We start from the raw sequence: 20358 nt of genomic DNA, 5'->3' as shown, positions 1-20358 counted from the left end.
CTTCAATAAGGGCAAACATCTGTGTCTGCAAATTTTCAGATCTGCTCATAAGTTTGTAGATTTGATGACGGCAAAGGTAGGTGGCGAATCATCAAGAGTCAAGATGCATCAGGCCGGAGGGTTACGATTGTATCAATTAGAAGATGTCTCAAAATAATAAATTGGGTATTAAGGTTCTACAGGTTACCAGGTTTCATATGGGAATAAGCACCTGCTGAAATAGAGAATATTCGTTATTAATTAATGCTCTGATGAAGCTTGGCCGTAATATTTTGACAATAGGTGAAAATTATACTCTTCCGGGTCAATCCTGAATTGCTCTGTTCCGATTATCTTCTTGGCAGGACTGTCATCAATTTCATAATCAGACCCTTCTGCAATCATCTTGTAAATTGCCCGTTTACCTGTAATTTCTGAAAGCATTTTTACAATCTTTGGGACAGACATCTTGTTGTCCAGGACAAGGTTAATTTTCTGATTGTCCTTTGCTTTTTGAATGACAAGGGAAGTTAACCTCACGACATCCTCCAGGTCGATCAGGTAACGGCTTGCATTAAGGTACAGGTTGAACGGTCGGTCGTTAATCAATGACAGGTAAAAAAAGTTGGTCAGGGTATTGGGGTTATTACTCCGTCCAACAACATTAGGCAATCTGATAATCAAATATTTAGAAAATCCATCCTTGATAATTTTCTCGATATTCAATTTGTGCTGAATATATGGGTTCCCGGATAATGAAGGATCATAAATGCTCACTGTGCTGAAATAAACCAGTCTTGATCCGGTTTGTTTATAGCTTAGGAGCAGGTCAGTTTCTTTGTTAAATTCACCGGGATCTTTTTCAAATGAATTGGAAACCCCTGAAGCAAATATGATATGATAATCGGTATTAATCCCTGCCTTTATGAATGCCGTGGCAAGCATGCCATTTCCAACAACCATTTTTGCTATATTTGATGCGGTTTATGAATAAAACGTCCAAAGATAAGAAGATTCTCTATTTCTATGCTGTGCGCATGTCGTTTGTGGCGAGAGACATAGAAATTATGAAAAGGAGATATCCTCTGACAGAATATTATCTGGACACAAAGAAAAAATGGAAAATCCCGCTGCGCCTTTTCCATCAGTTTATTTTCCTGCTGGCTCATATCAGGTCAGCGAAAACGATCATCTGCTTTTTTGCCGGGTATCATAGCCTGCTTCCAGCCCTGTTCGGGAGGATTTTCAGTAAACCCGTACTGATCTTCCTCGGAGGTGCGGATGCATACCGTTATCCTTCATTTAATTATGGCCATTTCAATAAATTTCTCATAGGCAAATTCACCTGCCTTTCTGCAAGGCTGGCGGATTTGCTTATCCCGGTTGATGATAGCCTGATGTACTCGGAATCTGACTATTATGACGCGGAATATGCCAAACAGGGGATCAGGCATTTTTGCCGGGATCTTAAGACTCCATCTCAAACCATTAGCCTGGAATATGATCCTGATCTTTTTTACAGAAAATCTGAGAATGTAGCCGGCAATACTTTCATTACCGCGGGATTTGGCATTGAAGGCTCATCTTTTGTCAGAAAAGGAATAGATATCATTATTGAAGTTGCTAAATTGCTGCCCGATTGTGAATTTACTGTCCTGGGCTGCTCCCCGGACGTCATCAAAGTGCCATTTACCGCCAATGTGAAATTCATCCCTCCGGTGCCGTATGAAAAACTGGCCGGAATATATTCACAGAACCGTTTTTACCTCCAGTTATCTATTGCTGAAGGATTTCCCAGCGCTATTTGCGAAGCCATGCTGTGCGAATGCATCCCGATCGGTTCTAAAGTGGCTGCCATTCCTTTAATCGTGGGAGATACCGGTTTCATCCTTGAAAAAAGGGATGTAAACCAGCTTAAAGGAATCATAGAAATCGCGCTGGCAAGAGAAGATCTACCTGAACTGGGCAGGAAAGCAAGGCAAAGGATCTCTGAAAAATTTCATCCCGGCGCCAGGAGTGAAAAGATTTACGAAATCCTGTCATGATAGCCATTCAGTTATTATCCGGACAATCCTTTCTGAGGTTTTTCCGTCCCATAAATCGGGTATCCTTCCTTTTTTAATTTTTCCACCAAGGATTTCGGCAGTTTTGCTGTAAATAGCCGAAGGATCGGTGCCGACAAGGTGGTTGGTGCCAATTTCAACTGTAACGGGCCTTTCGGTGTTTTCTCTGCAAGTGATGCATTGAACACCCAGAAAAGTGCTTTCTTCCTGGATTCCTCCGCTGTCTGTGATAATTAATGAAGCATTCTTTATCAAAGCAATGAAATCGATGTAACCTACCGGATCAATGATCTGAAGTGCAGGATTCAATTGCCGGTTCAGGTTAAATGTATCAATATTGGCGCGTGTGCGCGGATGGACCGGGAAAATTACAGGCTGGATGGCTGCAATCCTGTTTAAAATATCAAGGTAATTCTTCAGCTTTTCTGTATCGTCAACATTGCTGGGACGGTGCAGGGTCACAAGGGTGTAATGGCCCGGTTTTAATTTGAATGATTCAGCGATATTGATTTTATTGATTAATGGTAAATAATTTACCAGGCTGTCAATCATGACATTACCGACCAAAAAGACGTGTTTTTCATCAATGCCTTCGTGAGACAGATTTATAATGCCTCTTGATTCGGACACAAAGAGAAGGTCGGCTATTATATCGGTCAGGATCCTGTTGATTTCTTCGGGCATACTGCGGTCAAAACTTCTTAAGCCTGATTCTACGTGAGCAACGGGAATAGATAGTTTTGTTGCAACAAGGCTTGCAGCCAGGGTTGAATTTACATCTCCCGGGACAATTACCAGGTCGGGTTTTTCCTTTATTAGTACCTTTTCAAACTCGATCATGATCTGGGCTGTCTGAACAGCATGGCTTCCTCCACTTATGCCCAGGTTATAATCAGGTTGAGGTATCTTCAACTCTTTGAAAAAAACATCAGACATATTTTTATCAAAGTGCTGTCCCGTATGACATATCAAGTGTTTGATTTTATCCTTGTATGGTTGAAATGCGCGGTGAACAGGTGCGATCTTTATAAAATTAGGCCGGGCACCTACAACGGATATTACTTTCATCACTTTATTCATCCTGTCTTTATAAAAATTTGATTAGGACAAAAATAGCTCACTTTATGATTTGCTCAATCGTTTTGGCCAATTGTACCGTGAGCTCCTGCCTTGAGTATTTATTTATCTCTAAATTTTTTAAAACTAACTTATTATTAAGATACATCTGGTAGTACTCATCAATAATTTGCCGTAATCCGGCCCTGTCATTTAAACCTGCAACTTTTCCGGCGCCGGTCTCAATTATTATCCTGGCCGCATCCCCGTCATTTGGTCCGATAACAATGATCGGGCGTTTTGCAGCAAGGTATTCAAACAGTTTGCCGGGAATAATCCCGGAGATATTAGGGGCATCATTTAACGGAAGGAGTAGTACCTGCGATAGTCCCAGTATTTCAAGGCTTTTTTTATGGCCCACAAAACCGAAATCTTCAGCAATTTCCTTCAGTTCATTTTTTTCCAATGATTGAAAAATGCTACGGTCTGTCTGCCCGACAAACCTTAACCGGAGATTTTTTCGAAAGCCGTCATCCGACTTTGCTTTGCTGTCCAGGGCTTCCCAGAACATCTCAGGATTCCTGTCTTTGTTGAATGATCCGATATGGGTAATGCTGAAGTATTGATCAGAAATACCTGGCTCAGCCTGAAAATCCTCGGGATCAAAGCCATTGGTGATCACTTCGATGTCCCTGGGAACAATACGTTTAAAATCAGCCGCCCAGCTCCATGAAACGGTAGTGACCAGATCTGCTGCCTGCAAAACCTGTTTTTCCAGTGATTTATGCTTCTTGTTCGCCCAGCTGGTAAGGCGAAGCCTGTCATAAAAATCGATGTTGGTCCAGGGATCGCGAAAATCTGCCAGCCAGGGAATGTTTAATTTTCGCCTGAGCTCCATTCCTATCAGATGCATACTGTGAGGCGGCCCGGTCGAAACGATGACATCAACCGGGTTGTCCTCCAGGTATTTGACCAGGAATTTCACTGCCGGCCTGACCCAGAATTTCCTGGGATCGGGGATCATCAGGTTGCCCCGGATAAATACGGAGAGCTTATCTTTCCATCCTTTGGAAGAGGCTTCGGCAATATACCCGGCCTTAAACTTTTCTTCCTTTTTCTTACCTGTCAGTTTCCGGTAAACATCATAAGGCTCCCAGATCGGGAGTTTAATGACAACGGCTTCAGATGGGATTTCCTGGATAAGGCTTTCATCTTTAGCGGAGGGATCAGGGTTTTCAGGCGTAAATATGACAGGCTGCCAACCCGTGGATGGGAGATATTTGGCAAATTTAAGCCATCTCATGACCCCGCCACCCCCGCTGGGAGGCCAGTAGTAGGTGATGATCAAAACTTTTCTCATTGATTTTTCCTGATCAGGTAATAAACGGACGTGGTAAACAGATTTCTGATGAAAGGCAATGTTGCTATGAACCGCGACTGCTTCCTGGGTGATAAACCGAACTTGATTTCGTAATTGGGATTAATAAAATATAAAGTCTCCTGTATAATATGGTAATCGTGTTTTTTGACGATTTTGCGGAATCGTTCGATGCTGAGGCCGGTTTGCTTGATTTCAAGCAATTCAGCAATGGTTCCCTCACTTTCGCCCCCTGTCCTGAGAACGAATCGGTATAACCACCCTGGAAGTAAATGGAAATAGGGTAATTTACTTAATATCCGATGCCTGCCTATTTGCTGGTGCCCGCCGAACGGGTTGTACCAGGGAGGAAATATCAGCAGAAATAAGCCTTCAGGTTTAAGAAACCGTTTCGCGTAACCCATAAATCTGTCCTGGTCATGAATATGCTCGATGACATCCTGCATCATAATCAGATCAAAATCCTGGCCCAGGTCTTCCGAAGAGTCATAGATATCCTTTGCCAGTAAGGTCAGGTTCTTAGCCCCCGGATGAGTTTTCAAAAATACAGCCGCATGTGATATTTTGCTTTCGGAAATATCCACTCCCGTCACACGGCATTTTTTATCAAGAAATGGAATGAGGTTCCCGCCTTCCCCGCAACCGATCTCCAGCACTTTACAACTTGCATTGAGAGGCAGAAATTTTTCGATAAAAGGAATGACATATTCCCGCGTGGTATGGATCTGTTCTTCGAAATAGGCTTTTTTATTTTGGTGTCTCTTCTGCATAGACAGAATATTGTGTTACCCTCCGGTAAAATACTTTTTAAAGGTTTTTCTTTTTTATAAAAGGATACACTAAAGCGCCCAAAAATAAAAGGATTACAATAAGGGAAGCGGCCATAGATACTTTTTGTCCCGTAAAGTAAGACCTGGGTTCAAACCTGAATTCAAGCTGATGGCTGCCTGCAGGGACAACCATTGCCCGAAGCACATAATTGACCCTGAAATATGGCATTTTCTTGCCGTCGATATAGGCATTCCAGCCTTTGTCATAATAAATCTCGGAGAATACGGCCAATTCATCCGTTTTGGCTGAGTATGTATACACCAGGTGATTAGGCGCATAGGAATTTAACTTGATAACCGCATCGCTCGTGTTAAATGATGTGAACCCTTCGAGAAAATTTTCAAAACGTTTATCAATAATCGCTATGCTATCAGGTCTGAAATCCCCAATTGCCGCAATCTCGTCATCAGCATTATCGACTATCCGGTAATCTTTCACGAACCACGCATTTCCTAAGGCAAAAGGGTTCTTCAAAGGCTCAGCATTGGCATTGACAATAAAATATCGCGTGTTAAGCATATTAAATGCTGATGACCGTTGCAGGGCTTCTTCCGGGGCTATCGTGTTCCCGTTAAATGCTTCCGCTATTTGTTGCCTTTCTTTTAAAAGACTATGGTCGATCAGTTCCTGGTACCTTCTCATTTTGGCACCATGATAACCGCCAATATTCTTATGAAAATAAGAAGTCCGGGCAGAAGCTTCAAATGCTTCACTGAAGTTATAAACCCTGTAATCGGGATCGGTATCTTTTAAAATGGAAAGGTCAGCTTTTGTAGGTTGGTAAGGGTTATTAACCTGGGACTTGCGTATGAAATCATCATCATTGAGATAACGCTTGTTTACCGGCCACATATCCGCGAGGACGAGCAGCGGGACCAGTACCAGGACATAGGTCAGTTTCAGCTTGCCTTTGGCATAAGCCCAGAGTAAGCCAAAAGTCAGCAGGATAAAAATCAGTGAACGGATGGCATCGGTTCGTAATAGTTTTAAACGGTCGGCCTGAATGGCGGATATCAGCCAGTCAGGCAGTCCGGACTGAGAATCGGTAGCTCCTGCGAAGGAAAAAATTGAGCCGGCAAACAGGATGAAAAATATTAAGATTCCTCCAACTATGTAAAGACTGAATTTCAGATATTTAAATATATTTTGGCTTGCCGGTTTATTCAGTACCTGGTTCAATGCAATAAAAGCAAGCAGTGGTATGGTCAATTCCGCCATAGTCAGTGTCATGGCCACTGCCCTGAATTTATTATAAAGAGGGAAGTAATCGAGGAAGAAATTTGTAAGTGGCATAAAATGCTTTCCCCAGGCAAGCATGACCGAAAGCACGGTAACAGATATGCCCCACCATTTTAACGGTCCTTTCAGAGAAAAAAGGGAAAACACGAAAAGGAAAAATACCAGGGCGCCGACATATACAGGACCCGAGGTAAATGGCTGGGGACCCCAGTACAGCGGAAGCGCTTTCATTACCTGATCCGTATTAGGTACGCGTTTTTGAGTCAAAACATCGTAAGTTTCGGAATTCTTTGACAGAGCTCCATGGGAAGAACCTCCCTGGAAATCCGGAATAAGCAAAGTCATGGTTTCCGGTACGCCGTAACTCCAGTCAGTGGCATAGTCCTTATCAAGCCCGCTCGTCCGGTTTTCTTTATCCGAAGTGAGCTCTGTTTTTCCCCGCAGGGAGTATTTACTGTATTCATAGGTGTTCAATAAGCTTGCAGTATTGGTCAGCACTGCAAGCAATGCTGCAGCAATGAGCAAACCGGTGGCTTTTGAGAAATCCGCCAACCGTTTTTGCTTGTAATGATCGATAAATTCAACTATTCCGTAGACCAACACCATTAAAAGAAGATAGTAGGTGATCTGGGGATGTCCGCTGATGATTTCCAGTGATAGAAAAAATGCCGTTAATATGGCGCCAAGGAAATATTTCCCCCGGTAGGTCAGGATAATACCGGCCAAAACTGGTGCCATATATCCTATGGCATAAGCTTTGGAAGTATGACCGGCCTCAAAGATGATGAAAAAGTAAGATGAAAAAGCGAAAGCAATCGCCCCTGCTATACTTAACCAGGGATTGATCTTAAGCACAAGAAGAAGGAAATAAAATCCGAACAGGTATATGATTACCATGCCTATGGGAAGATGGAAACCCAACCTGATTATTCTATGCACGTAAGTCATCAGGTTTTTCCCGTAATAAACGGATATCTGGTAGGCCGGCATCCCGCCGAACATATTATTTGTCCATAAGGCTTCATCCCCGGTTTTCTCGCGGTAATCGACGATCTCTTTCGACATCCCTTTAAAATGGACCATGTCACTGGCGGCTAATTTTTTGCCTTCCAGTATAGGGTAGAAGTAAACAGCGATGATAATGAAGAAAACCGCCAATGCAGCGGCATATGGCAGCGTTTTGCTGAAACCAGCGGACCTATGCTTATCCATGAGGAGAAGTTTTATGACTTAATGGAGATTATAGGGGCGAAATTAAGGAAAATCGACGAATCTTAATGGCTAATAATGATTTTACTGGTCTCTGTGATACTTCCTGATGTAATCCTGGCGAAATAGATACCTGCCGGGAGGTGGTTCACACCTATCTTAACACATTCTGCCGAAGCAAAATCTGCCATAGAATTTATCAATATATGGCCGCTCAGATCAAAAATAGTCAATTCAGCTCTATCATTCAGGTTGGTTGAGATGGTGAACTGGTCGCTGGCTGGATTAGGATAAATTAAAAATGAAGGAGGATAATTTTCTGAAATTGCTGCGGTTAGTGAAGAAATTATTTGACAAACCGAATCAGATCCATTTTTATTCCAGGTCATCAGGCATACTGAATAATCGCCGGCGACAGTGTAAGTGTGCCATGGATTGGTAAGATCGGAATAGTAACCGTCTCCGAAATCCCAGAAATAGTCATCGGCATTGATAGAACTGTTTTCGAAAAATACGTTTAAGCCTTCGGTTATATAAGTGAATCCTGCCACCGGCAGCATTTGATAGTTTGTGTATGTTATTTCCAGTCTGGGCCTGAATCCTGCCGTATCCATATAATCACTGGAGGCAAAAAGCAGGCAGGTATATGGATATTCATTTATTAACTTCAACATCAGCCCGTGGTAATTATCTGGATCATTAAATAATTTGCGAATGGGAATAGTTACATCGATATCAGTATAATCCTGGTAAGGATCTGTGCTGCGTGGTAAAAAAACCTGGTCCTCTTCCGTGGTCATGGGTTGCTCATTCCAGGTAACGTATTCCTCTTCCCATGGTTCGGTGATCAGTTGGAGATAAGCTTCATTTTCGCCGGTATGTCCGAAAAATGTCGGTTCAAGGCAGACAAAATATAAGTTTAATCTGGCATCCAGGATTTCTGCACCTTCAGGGATTGATGAAAGATCAAAGTCGATTATCCCCCTGTTTATTCCAGGCTCACCATAATGGGTCCACCCTGAGCAATCAAATTTTGGGATATTTCCGTAATTATTATTGGGCATAATACTCCATAATTGCGCATCTTTACCTTCAGCTCCCGGCTGAATTACAATAGTAGTCGGGGCTTCAATATATGTTATTTCCAACTTCGGCCTGAATTCGATCGTGTCATTGTAATCACTGGAAGCAAAAAGCAGGCAATTATAGGGGTATTCATTTAATAACTTCAGCATGAGCCCATGGTAATCACCGGGCTCTGCATATAATTTGCCAATAAGTGCGGTTACATCGATACCGGTATAATCCTGGTAAGGATCTGTGCTGGGCGGCAAAAAAACCTGGCAATCTTCGGTAGTCATGGGTTGTTCGTTCCACGTAACATAATCCTCTTCCCAGGGTTCGGTGACCAGTTGAAGATAGGCCTCGTTTTCGCCCGTATGCCCGAAATACGTAGGCTCAAGGTTGACAAAGCAAAAGCTTAGCCTGGCATCAATGATTTGAACATTTTCAGGGACCGAAGAAAGATCAAAGTCAATTAAAGCCCGGTTCACTCCAGGCACGCCATAATGGGTCCAGCCCATACAGACAAATTTTGGCGTATTGCCATAGTTATTATCTGGCATTATACTCCAAAGTTGTGCATCCTTGCCTTCAGCTCCCGGCTGAATTACAATAGTAGTCGGGGCTTCAATATATGTTATTTCCAACTTCGGCCTGAATTCGATCGTGTCATTGTAATCACTGGAAGCAAAAAGCAGGCAATTATAGGGGTATTCATTTAATAACTTCAGCATGAGCCCATGGTAATCATCGGGCTCTGCATATAATTTGCCAATAAGTGCGGTTACATCGATATCGGTGTAATCCTGGTAAGGATCGGTGCTGGGAGGCAGATAAAGCTGGTCAGCTTCGGTCGTCATGGGCTGTGTGTTCCAGGTAACACTATCCTCTTCCCATGTTTCAGTTATCAATTGAAGATAGGCTTCATTATTGCCTGTGTGCCCGAAATAAGTCGGCTCAAGGCAGACAAAGTAAAAGCTCAGTTTGGCGTCGGTGATTACTGCATTTTCAGGGATCACGGAAAGATCAAAGTCGATCAGGCTCCTGTTCACACCGGGTTCACCATAATGGGTCCATCCCGAACAAACAAATTTTGGTGAATTGCCGTAATTATTATTTGGCATTATTGTCCAAAGCTGGGCATCCTTGCTTTCCGGACCTGGTTGAAGCACAACAGTAGTCTGGGAATCAGCATTTTTCAAAAACGAAAACATGATGAAACCAATTAAAAAGATAGTCTTTTTCATGGCGATTTTGTTTGCTATTGGTTTGGTTTGCTAATATAGACAATCATTCGATGTAAATAGTTGCCTGGCGAAAGAATTTTTTTAACTGTTTAAGGATGATAAGCAAAAAAAAAGAAGATAACCGAAATTATCTTCTTTTTAGTCAGTATTTTATACGTAAACCGTATCTGTTTACTTATTCTCGTCGGAAACAGTCAGCTTCTTTCTTCCGGTTGCTCTCCTGTTGGATAAAACTTTTCGGCCGTTCTTGGTCGACATTCTTTCCCTGAAGCCGTGCTTATTCTTGCGTTTTCTTACCGATGGCTGGAATGTTCTTTTCATCGTCTTTTAATTTTGGAGGTGCAAAAGTACAACTATTTTTATAAATTCCAAATTCCAAATTCCAAATTCCAAACAAATTCAAAAATTTCAAATCTTAAACAACAACCTTATTACCACTTAATGACTTCTTAATGTCCATAAATAACCTTCCCGAACTTAACCCTTAACCCTCAAAACTTAACACTACCTCGCAGGGCAATGCTTAAGCGTCTCGACCAGGTACTCCCAGAATAAACCTACAGAAACGATGTGCACTTTTTCATCAGGGGAATGTGGCCCGCGGATGGTAGGTCCGAATGAGATCATATCCCAGTGAGGATATTGAGCCCCCAGGATGCCGCATTCCAGCCCGGCGTGAATGACTTTCACAGCAGGCACTTTGCCGAAATGTACCCGGTATACATCCTTCATTGCTTCAAGGATAGGCGAATGGATATCAGGTTTCCATCCGGGGTATTCACCTTCGACCATAGTTTTTGCTCCTGCTTTATTGAAAATCGCGGACATCTGATCCGAAAGCTTCATTTTGTTTGCATTTACCGAACTCCTTAGCAGGCAGGCAATGAATATCTTCCCGTCCTTCGATTTCACAATGGCGAGATTGGTTGATGTTTCAACAACTTCAGGCATGTCTTTTATCATCGAGATCATGCCGTTAGGGACTTCAGCCAGTGACTTGAATAAGCGTTTTTGTGTATCCTCATCAATCAGGTGGAAGGGCATTTTAGTTGCGTTGACCGTTATCATTAGCCCGGGATCAGCTTGATGGAACATGGTCCTGGCATTTTCTTCGAAACTGGTTACATAATCCTTGAATTCAGATTTCCTGGATTCAGGGACCACCACGGTGGCAAAAGATTCTCTCGGGATCGCATTACGCAGGTTACCGCCTTCGAAGTGGGCCAACCTGGCGCCGAATTTATCCGAAACCTCGATCAGCAGCTGGTTTAAGATCTTGTTTGCATTGCCGCGGCCCAGGTTGATATCGAGTCCGGAATGGCCTCCTTTAAGGCCGGTAAGGCTAATACGGTAGGGGACGTAAAACGGCGGTACTTCCACCTCCTTATAGGTGAATTCAGCCGTAACATCAATACCACCTGCGCAACCGATATAAAGTTCTCCTTCATCTTCAGAATCGAGATTCAGTAAAATGTCGCCTTTAAGGATAGCTGGTTTTATACCATTAGCCCCTGTCATTCCTGTTTCTTCGTCACAGGTAAAAAGGGCTTCAATCGGACCGTGCGGAATGTCTTTCGATGCCAGGATAGTCATGATGGCAGCTACCCCGATTCCATTGTCGGAGCCGAGGGTGGTTCCTTTGGCTTTCACCCATTCCCCGTCGATGACGGTCAATATCGGGTCCGTTTCAAAATCGTGCTTGGTGGCAGTATTCTTCTGAGGTACCATATCAAGGTGGGCTTGCAGGATGATGCCTTTCCGGTCTTCCATCCCTGGTGTAGCCGCCTTCCGGACGATGATGTTCCCGACCTTATCCCTGAATGTTTCCAGGCCAAGGTCATCACCAAACTGTAGCATGAAATCCTGTATTTTCTCTTCGTGCTTTGAAGGCCGCGGAACTTGAGTGAGGGAATAAAAATTCTTCCAGACAGCCTTTGGTTCTAAATTGACAATTTCATTACTCATGTGTATCTTTTTTTATGTTTAAATTCAGTTTGCCCGTTTGACAGGTTAAAATTACAACAATTTATGATTATGCATAAAAAAAGGGCTACCGAAAGACAACCCTTTTAAGTGATTTATAGTTAAACTATTTCTGGATATTTGGCTTTTCAAGGCCATATCCTTTTTTCTTGTCTTCGGCTTTTAAAAGAAAAGCAAATATCAGGGCGAGGATTCCCAGTGATGTAAAAATTATCATTGGTATAGTGTAATTGTAAAATGAGGCAACGTTATTATATTTAGTCACATTTTCACCTTTATTTGTAATAAAATGATCAATGCGCCCTTTATCTTCATAAGAATATAAAGGCACCTTTACCTCTTTTCTTTTTTCAACTTTTTTGAAAGCTTTGTCAGAAATATGAATACGTTGTATTGTGTCACCTGTAGAGACAACAATACTTGTAACGTTGCCATTTGCATCTTGAATAAATCGGTTGACCTGAACAGTTGTGTCTTTACGGCTTATTGATCCAACGGTTGTCAGGTCATAAACATTTTGGTCAAAAGTGGCGAGCTTTACAACATTATCTCCCTGATGTGTAATAAACCCAGTGCCCATTATTGCAAAATATCCAAAAAAGCAATATTTGTTTAAAACCCAGCCGATAAGAGCAGGTACACCCATCAATCCCCAGTTCTGAACCCAAAATATCAATGCATAAGCTGTACCAAGTTGTTTTTCAGGTATAATCTTTGGAACTGAAGGCCACATTGCGGAAGGTACAAGTGAAAATCCAACTCCGAGTACAAGAATTAACAATATTGCAATAAACCATTGATTTATAAAAGGAATTGCAAACATAGTATGAACGAATATTAGCAATATTGAACCAATTATCATAATCGTAGCGCCTTTACCTTTACGATCATATAAGTTGCCAAAAAGAGGTGTTAATAAAATTGTTCCGAAGGGAAGCATAGCTGGAATTATTCCAGCCACATCCTCATTTATATTAAATCTTTGAACCATTAAATCTGTGGCATATTTCAGGAAAGGGAAAACGGCAGAGTAGAAAAGCACACAGAGGATTGCAATATACCACCAGCCTTTATTACCGACAATTTTCCAAATATCTGATATGCGAAATGCCTCTTCTGTATCTACAGTCTTATTAGCTGCATCATAAACGGCTTGTGATGCATCTAATTTTTTATCCATAAATGTGTAAATGATAAATGCAATTAAACCGATACAGAGCATAATTAAGCATACCAAAATGGGCGCAGACACATTGTTGAAAGCTTTGGCAATAGGAACTGATGTACTTAGAGCAAGAGCTGTACCTAAACGTGCAGTAGCCATTTCAAGTCCCATAGCTAGAGCTAATTCTTTTCCTTTAAACCATTTTACAATTATTTTTGAAACGGTAATACCTGCAACCTCCACTCCAACACCAAAAATTGCAAAACCAAGTCCGGCCATGAATACCTGTGCCTTTGCCTCCCAAAATAAGATATGCCATGTTGTTCCGTCAAGTGAATGTGTGGATACTGCCCAATATTTAATGGCAGTACCTGCAACCATGATCATTGCCGCCATTAATCCAGTAAAACGCACACCCATTTTATCCAGAATAATCCCACCAATAATCAGCATTAAAAGAAATACATTAAACCATCCGTAAGCACTAGTAAAAAAACCAAATTCTGAGCTATCCCATTGTAATTGCCCTTCAAGAAGTCCTTTCAGGGGAGCCATTACATCCGTTAAATAATAACCGGTTAGCATAGTGAAAGCTACCACCGCAAGTGCTGTCCAGCGGGCAACTTTTGAATCACGCAACGTTTTTCTGATTGCTTCTACCATAATCGTAACTTTTAAGTTTTTCGTAAGTATTTTTAAAAGATCAGCGAAGATAAATAAATTCAAAAAGAACATAAAAAAATTATTCCGGCAGGCAGAAATAATATTAATAGATATGAATAACCTTTTTTGTCAGGAAAAATTCTTCTGTAAAGAAATCAGATAGCGGGTAGATGCTATGCTTCCCCGCTTCCATGCCTCCATGCCCCCATGCCTCCATGCTCTTCAATTCTTTATCGATATCACCGCCTTTCAGATAAAGGATCCCATTGGAGATTGCATTATTACTTACATCTGAAAGAAGGTGCGAAACCAGCCTGGAGAATTCAGGAAGTGATGTGACAGCCCGGCTGACGATAAAATCATATACACCACGGTGATCTTCCAGGCGGCTGTGTTCCGTCGTGATATTATTCAACCCGGTCTCGCCCGCAATATTTTGAACTACTGTCAACTTTTTGGCAGTGCTGTCGATAAGATGAAAATGGGCTTGCGGGAAAAGAATAGCCAGCGGGATGCCCGGGAATCCACCTCCGGTGCCAGCATCAAGGATTTTTGTCCGGGGTTTGAAATCAATGACTTTAGCAATGCCCAGGGAATGAAGTACATGTCTTTCATAAAGGTTGTCAATATCCTGCCTGGAGATGACGTTGATCAGGGCGTTCCATTCCTGATAAAGCGGCCCGAGTTGCTCAAACTGATTGATTTGATGAGTGCTCAGATCAGGAAAATAGCGAATGATTAGGTCTGAATTCAAAATTCAAAATTCAAAATTCAAAATTAACATCTTTTAATAATCCGCGGTCATCCGTTGCATTCGTGTCATCCGTGTTCTATTAAATGATAATATTCGATAAACAATGCTTTGTGAATAAAAGCAATAAATCAACTGAAATCCGTTACTAATGACCTGTATTTTTGCTGATGATTTTCATTCTATGAAGAGGTCTTATTTAATTATATTGTTTATTCTCTGTGCCGTCAGTTTTACAGGGCATGCTCAGGCTAAGCATACCGTTGAGGAATATATTGAACTTTACAAAGACATGGCCATTGAAGAGATGAAGAAGTATAATATTCCTGCCAGTATCACCCTGGCGCAGGGAATTCTCGAATCGGAAAATGGCAACAGCCAGCTGGCTCTGAAAGCGAATAACCACTTCGGCATCAAATGTCATAAGGAATGGACGGGCAAAACCTATCATCAGGATGATGACATAAAAGATGAATGTTTTCGTAAATACGGGAATGTGGAAGATTCTTACCGCGACCATTCCGAATTCCTGACCACCCGCGACCGTTATAAAACTCTTTTCGATCTTGACATAACCGATTACAAGGGTTGGGCTTATGGCCTGAAGCAGGCCGGTTATGCCACCAACCCGAGGTATCCTGAGATATTGATCCGGATTATTGAGGAGAATGACTTGTGGGAGCTCGACAAAGTCGGCAGTCGGCAGTCGGCAGTCAACAGTCAGAACTCAGAACTCAGAACTCAGAACTCAGAACTTCCATCTGTACCGCCCCAGGTATTTGAATTATCCGGACAAGGCGGGAACGACCGGTTCATTTTTATTAATAATGGAGTTAAATTTATTTTAGCCAGGGAAGGCGATGATTTTTTCAGGATTTCCGGGGAGTTTAATATTTATTCATGGCAGATCCGGGAGTATAATGATTTATCAGGCAAGGATATATTGCAGCCGGGGCAAAAAGTTTACCTGGAAAAGAAAAAGAGGAAAGCAATATATGATTTTCATAAAGTCCAGCCAGGGGAGAGCTTACATTCGATCTCCCAGGATTATGGTATCCGTCTCAAAGCGCTCTGCCGGCTCAATAACCTGAAAACAAGTGATAAATTAAAAGGCGGATTGAGACTAAGTTTGAAATAATGGATTTCAGGATTAGTTTTGCAGTATAAATTAACGAACTACTGAGCAAATAATTATCGATGAATTGAACAATACACTACCCGAAAAGACAGCAACAATATGCCTATCCTTCCTTACCAGGAGGGATAGGTTTTTATTTGGAGGGACCTAACCGGCTGACCATTACCTTAGCCCATATAAACTGCTGCTTAACCTGCAGTCGCACGACGTAAATACCTGCAGAAAGTGAGGATAGGTCAATTGTCAACAACCTGGAATCCTGGTCGGGAAATTCTTTCTCAAGTACTTTCTGGCCTATAATATTAAAGACCTCTGCCTTTATTACTACCGGTAATTCTGCCTCCAGGTAAATGTTTACAAAATCAGAAACGGGATTTGGAAAGACTTTTCCGACAACATGGATGTAATCTGTTAAAAGGAGGGTATCGTAATCGGCACCATCCGATACGATAAGTTTTGTATCAAACATGCCGCCGGCCAGATACTTTATTTCCGGCGGTTCTGCACCCGAATAAGATTCCGGATCACCACCTTCAAAGGTCCATTCCCAGGATACCGGTAAGCCGGAAGATAAATTGCTGTATTTTACTGTGTTACCGATCAGCAGAAGTGTTTTATCGGCCAGAAATGCTGCTGTTAAACTGGCATTCATACCGGTCAGGGAAGTCACCCCTGAGTTAAGAGGATCCAGCCAGTATTTTAATTGCCGGGAGGGTTCACTGCCATTCTGATCCCAGGAATAAGAGAACTTTCCATAATAGTCGGGCTGGTCCGGGCCAGTGCCGGCACCGCCGCCGTCAGAATCGCAAGCTGCCTGTCCACCAGTCAGCGTGCCGACAATCTTCCCTGCATAATCGAACAATGGTGAACCTGATGAACCACCCTCTGTGACACCCCAGCCACTCTCTGTTTCCGACCAATAAACCAGCCAATGTGTCCCTAAAGTGCCTGACCATTGGGAAGATTGAAGGGGAACCGTATAGGTGGATATCTTTTTGATATCTCCGGCAGGATGATGAATGGTAACCCCATTCGGGCTTGCCTGGTTATCAATATTCCAGCCATTGAAATAGGGTTCATAATTCTCCGGGACTTCATTATCAAAGCGGAGGAGCAAAAAGTCAGAACCATTGGTATTGGCGTTGGCCAGTTTGACCGCTCCGTCCAGGCTGTTCGGGGTGGGATTGAATGTAGGGTTTTCACAACCTGGCGCTTCGAAATTGAAATAAAATATCCATTCCGAAAGCTCTGCGGGTGTGACATCCGGTGCGCAATGATCGGCAGTCAGAAAATACGGCTCCCGGTTTTTTAGTATATTGTTAAGCAACGAACCTGTGCACCAGAAGAACCCGCCGTCATGCTTGACATAAATCCTGGCTACACCGCGTTTCTGGTTTTGCCAGTTATCACCCTCAGGGCAATTGATATTTACTTCACAGTCATCTGCGGTCCCCCGGTTTCTAACGAAATCAGGCAAATCACGGTAAACATAAGAGATTTCTGAAACCACGCAGGAAGGAAGCGCTGTAATCGCCGGGTCGGCGTTAATTTCAATGACCAGGTGGTCGCCGGGAACCAATTCGGTTGAAAATAAACGGTTTTCTTTATTATTAAAGAAAGTATATGCCCCCAGTATGACTTTTTTTGATTCATCATACACAAACATCCGGCATCCGCCAATCAGGCTAAAATCATCAAAATAAGGGCTTATAGCAAGCGCCCCATTGCATGAAACCGAAATCCGCCATATGTGGGTACCATCTGGCAGTACGTCCAATTTGCCATCGCGGATCACGTCAATACCGGCTTTGACTGCCACGCCAACACGCCTGGGAAAACCCTGCTTTTCAGCTTCATCATCTTCAGCCCTGATTTTATCAAATGCAGGAACCGGTAAAGAAACTTCAGGGATGTCAACCAGGAGTGACCTATTGAAACTGGCCGGCATCCCGCCCTGGGATATCTGGGGGAAGAGGGGAAGAGGGGAAGAGGTTAAAAAAAGAATGAATATTATAAAAGATAACTTCATTGATTAAAATCGATCTTTCCTATTTAAAGAGGGATAATTTCTTCTGAACCGAACGATCATCTGACATGATCCGGATAATGTAAAGCCCGTCTGGTTGGTCACCCAGGTCAATGGCCAGTTCACGGTCTGACAAATCATTGTTTATGGTCATGATCACATTTCCTATGGAATTAATCACAGATACCTCAACCATGCCCCCATGCCCCCATGCCTCCATGCCTCCCAACAATCTGACTCTTACTTCACCATGGCTCGGGTTGGGATATATTACCGCACCCTGGTTATGGCTCATTTCTTTCACACTGACATTACCCACAGCGATGTAGTCTTCTTTTAACATAGTGTTATTACCGAAAGTATTTTTAGTTCTGAGCTGGACATTAAAGGCACCTTCTGTCGGATAAACTATATCTATCGGGTTTTGTTGTCCTGATCCCCCGGGCGTTGCACCCTCAAAAGTCCAGGTCCACTGAGTGGGACCGCCTATGGACAGATCGAAGAAATTAACCGTATCTCCGACCTCAATTTCCGTCACATCAGCGTAGAAATCGGAAGTTGGCGGCAGACCGGCATTCACGGTGATATAATTTTCCTTGAGTTCAGTATCAGAGCCAGCGTTGTTGGCAGATGTAAGGGTTACATCAAACACGCCGGGCGTGCTGTAGACGACCGAATCAGGATTTTGGTCATTTGAAGTGATAGGCTCCCCGCCTTCGAAAACCCAGGTCCAGGCGATGGGGTTATTCACGGAAAAGTCAGTAAAATCAATCATTTCACCTTCAGTAATCTCTACCTGGCTGGCTATAAAATCAGCTTCAGGTGCTAAAACCTGGTCGACTGTCATGTAACCGGTCTTGGTTTCGGTATCAGTGCCATCAGGGTTTTCGACCGTCAGCGAAACATCGAACACACCGTATTCATTATAAGTGACGGATGGATTTTGCTCGTTGGAAGAGTCAGGTGTAGCGCCGGGAAAGGACCATGTCCATGATGTCGCCGGGTTTCCTGTCGTCAGGTCGGTGAACTGTACGGGTGTATACTGGTTTACGTGGGTGGTATCCGAAGTGAAATCGACGACCGGAGGTAAGATCTGGGAAGAAAGGCCTGGTTGTTTGGAGATTCCCGTGTTAGTCGGATCGAGCCAGTCTTTGAGCCGTGTAGCAGGTGTATTCCCGTTCTGATCCCAACCGTACCAAACCTTTCCATACCAGGCAGGGGAAGGGGTATCGCAAGAATTAGTTTCATATCCGCCAGAGAGGTCGCCCATGATATAATGATCCTGATCAAATATCGGTGAACCGGAGGAACCTGGCTGCATAATGGAACGGCCATGCTCGGTCGCCGACCATGTGATCCTCCAATGGGATGGAGTCCCGTTCCACGATGTGGAAGAGATCATCGGAGTGAGATAGGTCGAAATCTTTTTAATATCACCATTAGGATGATGAAGGCAAACCCCACTGTCAGCCGGGATATTGGTGCGGTTCCATCCATTGTAGTATACATTATAAGAGGAAGGAGGGGTGCCGTTGAGTTGTACAAGTTCGAAGTCTCCACCATCAAATCCGGTGGTGAGCGGATCTTTTGCCTTAAGTGCACATCCGGTTACAGTATTGCCGGAAGAACCATAATTTCCGGTACAGGTGGCGGACTGGTAATTAAAATAAAACATCCATTGGTTAAGATCTGATGTACTGGCACCTGTACCGCAATGCTCAGCAGTGAGCAAGTATGGAATCCGGTTGTTGCTGGTGTTATTGATTAATGAACCGGAGCACCAGTAATAATTATAGCCGATCTTGGTCAATAACCTGGCGATACCTTTGATCTGATCTCCCCAGCCATCTCCTTCTGAACAAGCCACATTGATCATACATGGCCATGATTGATCGCGCCCGTTGTTTGAGAATTCAATGAAACGATAGGCATAGGCAACCTCTGAAATGCTGATTACAGCCTCTTCAATTGTTCCTGCCGGCTCAGTGTATTCCAGTGTGACAGTTTCTCCCTGGATGAATTCGGTAGCAAATAAGCCAGACTCATGATTGTTTTGAGATGTGAAAGCTCCAATAACCTGGGTTTTAGCTTCATTGTAAAGGAACAATTTGCTTCCTTCAGGCATGTGGAAATGATCATAATATACCCCAAGTGCAAGGGCACCGGGAACTGTGATCTTTAACCGCCATATAAGTAAACCATCTGCCAGGGTTTCCCAGCTTCCGGCAGTTTTTAAATCCAAATTAACAGGAACGGAAACGGCCATCCTTTCAGGCGACGGGAATTTGGATTCAGCATTAAGCTGGTCTTCAAGGACTAACTGCGCCATGTCTGGTTTAGCAAATTCTTTCTGATCGAACTGAAAAGCCAGGTTATTCGTTGTAAAGCTCAGCGGGATTCCACCTTCACTGATCTGGGCCCATGAAGAGAATCCAAACAGGACCATGGTTATAAGAAGAGCGATAGTAAAACGTAAATGATTCAGGTTCATTTTAAAAATGATTTATAAGTTTATTGATTATTTGTCTTATTTATTTAAGGTATGGAGGGTGCAAAGATAAATAATAA

Annotated in this window: 14 protein-coding genes; 2 read left to right on the top strand and 12 right to left on the bottom strand. The window is 42.9% G+C overall.

Annotation, left to right across the window (positions count from 1 at the left end):
- Positions 1-240: 240 nt before the first annotated feature.
- Positions 241-942 carry an NAD-dependent epimerase/dehydratase family protein gene (locus tag M0Q51_02190; GenBank protein ID MCK9398789.1) on the bottom strand — a complete coding sequence of 234 codons (702 nt, stop codon included), beginning with the start codon at positions 940-942 and terminating at the stop codon, positions 241-243.
- 23 nt (positions 943-965) lie between these two features.
- Between M0Q51_02190 and M0Q51_02185 the strand changes: the two genes are divergently transcribed.
- Positions 966-2024 (top strand): glycosyltransferase family 4 protein, encoded by a 1059-nt coding sequence (locus M0Q51_02185; protein MCK9398788.1) that lies wholly within the window; start codon positions 966-968, stop codon positions 2022-2024.
- Here M0Q51_02185 and wecB read toward each other — a convergent pair.
- The 9 genes from wecB to rsmG form a co-directional block, all read right to left on the bottom strand.
- Entirely contained in the window at positions 2019-3122 is a 1104-nt protein-coding gene (wecB, locus tag M0Q51_02180) for a UDP-N-acetylglucosamine 2-epimerase (non-hydrolyzing) (protein MCK9398787.1), read from the bottom strand. The two genes, M0Q51_02185 and wecB, sit on opposite strands and share 6 nt — an antisense overlap.
- A gap of 37 nt (positions 3123-3159) precedes the next feature.
- Positions 3160-4458 (bottom strand): glycosyltransferase family 4 protein, encoded by a 1299-nt coding sequence (locus M0Q51_02175; GenBank protein ID MCK9398786.1) that lies wholly within the window; start codon positions 4456-4458, stop codon positions 3160-3162.
- Positions 4455-5246 (bottom strand): methyltransferase domain-containing protein, encoded by a 792-nt coding sequence (locus M0Q51_02170; protein MCK9398785.1) that lies wholly within the window; start codon positions 5244-5246, stop codon positions 4455-4457. Before M0Q51_02170 ends, M0Q51_02175 begins: the two co-directional genes overlap by 4 nt.
- Before the next feature lie 37 nt (positions 5247-5283).
- Complete coding sequence (locus M0Q51_02165; protein ID MCK9398784.1) at positions 5284-7758, bottom strand: YfhO family protein; 2475 nt, start codon at positions 7756-7758, stop codon at positions 5284-5286.
- Between the two features lie 62 nt (positions 7759-7820).
- On the bottom strand, positions 7821-10064 hold the full coding sequence (locus M0Q51_02160; protein ID MCK9398783.1) for a DNRLRE domain-containing protein: 2244 nt from the start codon (positions 10062-10064) through the stop codon (positions 7821-7823).
- A gap of 171 nt (positions 10065-10235) precedes the next feature.
- Positions 10236-10385: a 50S ribosomal protein L34 gene (gene rpmH / locus M0Q51_02155; GenBank protein ID MCK9398782.1), complete on the bottom strand. Its 150-nt coding sequence runs from the start codon at positions 10383-10385 to the stop codon at positions 10236-10238.
- 183 nt (positions 10386-10568) lie between these two features.
- Positions 10569-12029 carry an aminoacyl-histidine dipeptidase gene (locus tag M0Q51_02150; protein MCK9398781.1) on the bottom strand — a complete coding sequence of 487 codons (1461 nt, stop codon included), beginning with the start codon at positions 12027-12029 and terminating at the stop codon, positions 10569-10571.
- A gap of 124 nt (positions 12030-12153) precedes the next feature.
- Positions 12154-13875: an MFS transporter gene (locus M0Q51_02145; protein ID MCK9398780.1), complete on the bottom strand. Its 1722-nt coding sequence runs from the start codon at positions 13873-13875 to the stop codon at positions 12154-12156.
- Between the two features lie 103 nt (positions 13876-13978).
- Positions 13979-14629, bottom strand: coding sequence for a 16S rRNA (guanine(527)-N(7))-methyltransferase RsmG (gene rsmG / locus M0Q51_02140; protein ID MCK9398779.1), 651 nt, complete (start codon positions 14627-14629; stop codon positions 13979-13981).
- Positions 14630-14777: 148 nt separating this feature from the next.
- Here rsmG and M0Q51_02135 point away from each other — a divergent pair, with 148 nt between their 5' ends.
- Positions 14778-15764, top strand: coding sequence for a glucosaminidase domain-containing protein (locus M0Q51_02135; protein MCK9398778.1), 987 nt, complete (start codon positions 14778-14780; stop codon positions 15762-15764).
- A 133-nt stretch (positions 15765-15897) separates the two neighbouring features.
- Here M0Q51_02135 and M0Q51_02130 read toward each other — a convergent pair whose 3' ends face one another.
- The gene (locus M0Q51_02130; GenBank protein ID MCK9398777.1) at positions 15898-17793 is read right to left on the bottom strand and encodes a T9SS type A sorting domain-containing protein; all 1896 of its coding nucleotides are present in this window, start codon (positions 17791-17793) and stop codon (positions 15898-15900) included.
- Between the two features lie 19 nt (positions 17794-17812).
- Entirely contained in the window at positions 17813-20281 is a 2469-nt protein-coding gene (locus M0Q51_02125; protein MCK9398776.1) for a PKD domain-containing protein, read from the bottom strand.
- Between the last annotated feature and the right edge of the window lie 77 nt (positions 20282-20358).

This window comes from Bacteroidales bacterium (assembly GCA_023229505.1).
Taxonomy (GTDB): domain Bacteria; phylum Bacteroidota; class Bacteroidia; order Bacteroidales; family JAGOPY01; genus JAGOPY01.
The sequence above is the reverse complement of the archived record's forward strand: the minus strand, read 5'-3'. Positions and strand labels throughout refer to the sequence as shown.

What these genes read in the sequence shown, in the direction of transcription:
- M0Q51_02190 (MCK9398789.1), bottom strand. Translation starts at nt 942, where the DNA reads ATGGTTGTTGGAAATGGCATGCTTGCCACGGCATTCATAAAGGCAGGG.
- M0Q51_02185 (MCK9398788.1), top strand. Translation starts at nt 966, where the DNA reads ATGAATAAAACGTCCAAAGATAAGAAGATTCTCTATTTCTATGCTGTG.
- wecB (MCK9398787.1), bottom strand. Translation starts at nt 3,122, where the DNA reads ATGAATAAAGTGATGAAAGTAATATCCGTTGTAGGTGCCCGGCCTAAT.
- M0Q51_02175 (MCK9398786.1), bottom strand. Translation starts at nt 4,458, where the DNA reads ATGAGAAAAGTTTTGATCATCACCTACTACTGGCCTCCCAGCGGGGGT.
- M0Q51_02170 (MCK9398785.1), bottom strand. Translation starts at nt 5,246, where the DNA reads ATGCAGAAGAGACACCAAAATAAAAAAGCCTATTTCGAAGAACAGATC.
- M0Q51_02165 (MCK9398784.1), bottom strand. Translation starts at nt 7,758, where the DNA reads ATGGATAAGCATAGGTCCGCTGGTTTCAGCAAAACGCTGCCATATGCC.
- M0Q51_02160 (MCK9398783.1), bottom strand. Translation starts at nt 10,064, where the DNA reads ATGAAAAAGACTATCTTTTTAATTGGTTTCATCATGTTTTCGTTTTTG.
- rpmH (MCK9398782.1), bottom strand. Translation starts at nt 10,385, where the DNA reads ATGAAAAGAACATTCCAGCCATCGGTAAGAAAACGCAAGAATAAGCAC.
- M0Q51_02150 (MCK9398781.1), bottom strand. Translation starts at nt 12,029, where the DNA reads ATGAGTAATGAAATTGTCAATTTAGAACCAAAGGCTGTCTGGAAGAAT.
- M0Q51_02145 (MCK9398780.1), bottom strand. Translation starts at nt 13,875, where the DNA reads ATGGTAGAAGCAATCAGAAAAACGTTGCGTGATTCAAAAGTTGCCCGC.
- M0Q51_02135 (MCK9398778.1), top strand. Translation starts at nt 14,778, where the DNA reads ATGACCTGTATTTTTGCTGATGATTTTCATTCTATGAAGAGGTCTTAT.
- M0Q51_02130 (MCK9398777.1), bottom strand. Translation starts at nt 17,793, where the DNA reads ATGAAGTTATCTTTTATAATATTCATTCTTTTTTTAACCTCTTCCCCT.
- M0Q51_02125 (MCK9398776.1), bottom strand. Translation starts at nt 20,281, where the DNA reads ATGAACCTGAATCATTTACGTTTTACTATCGCTCTTCTTATAACCATG.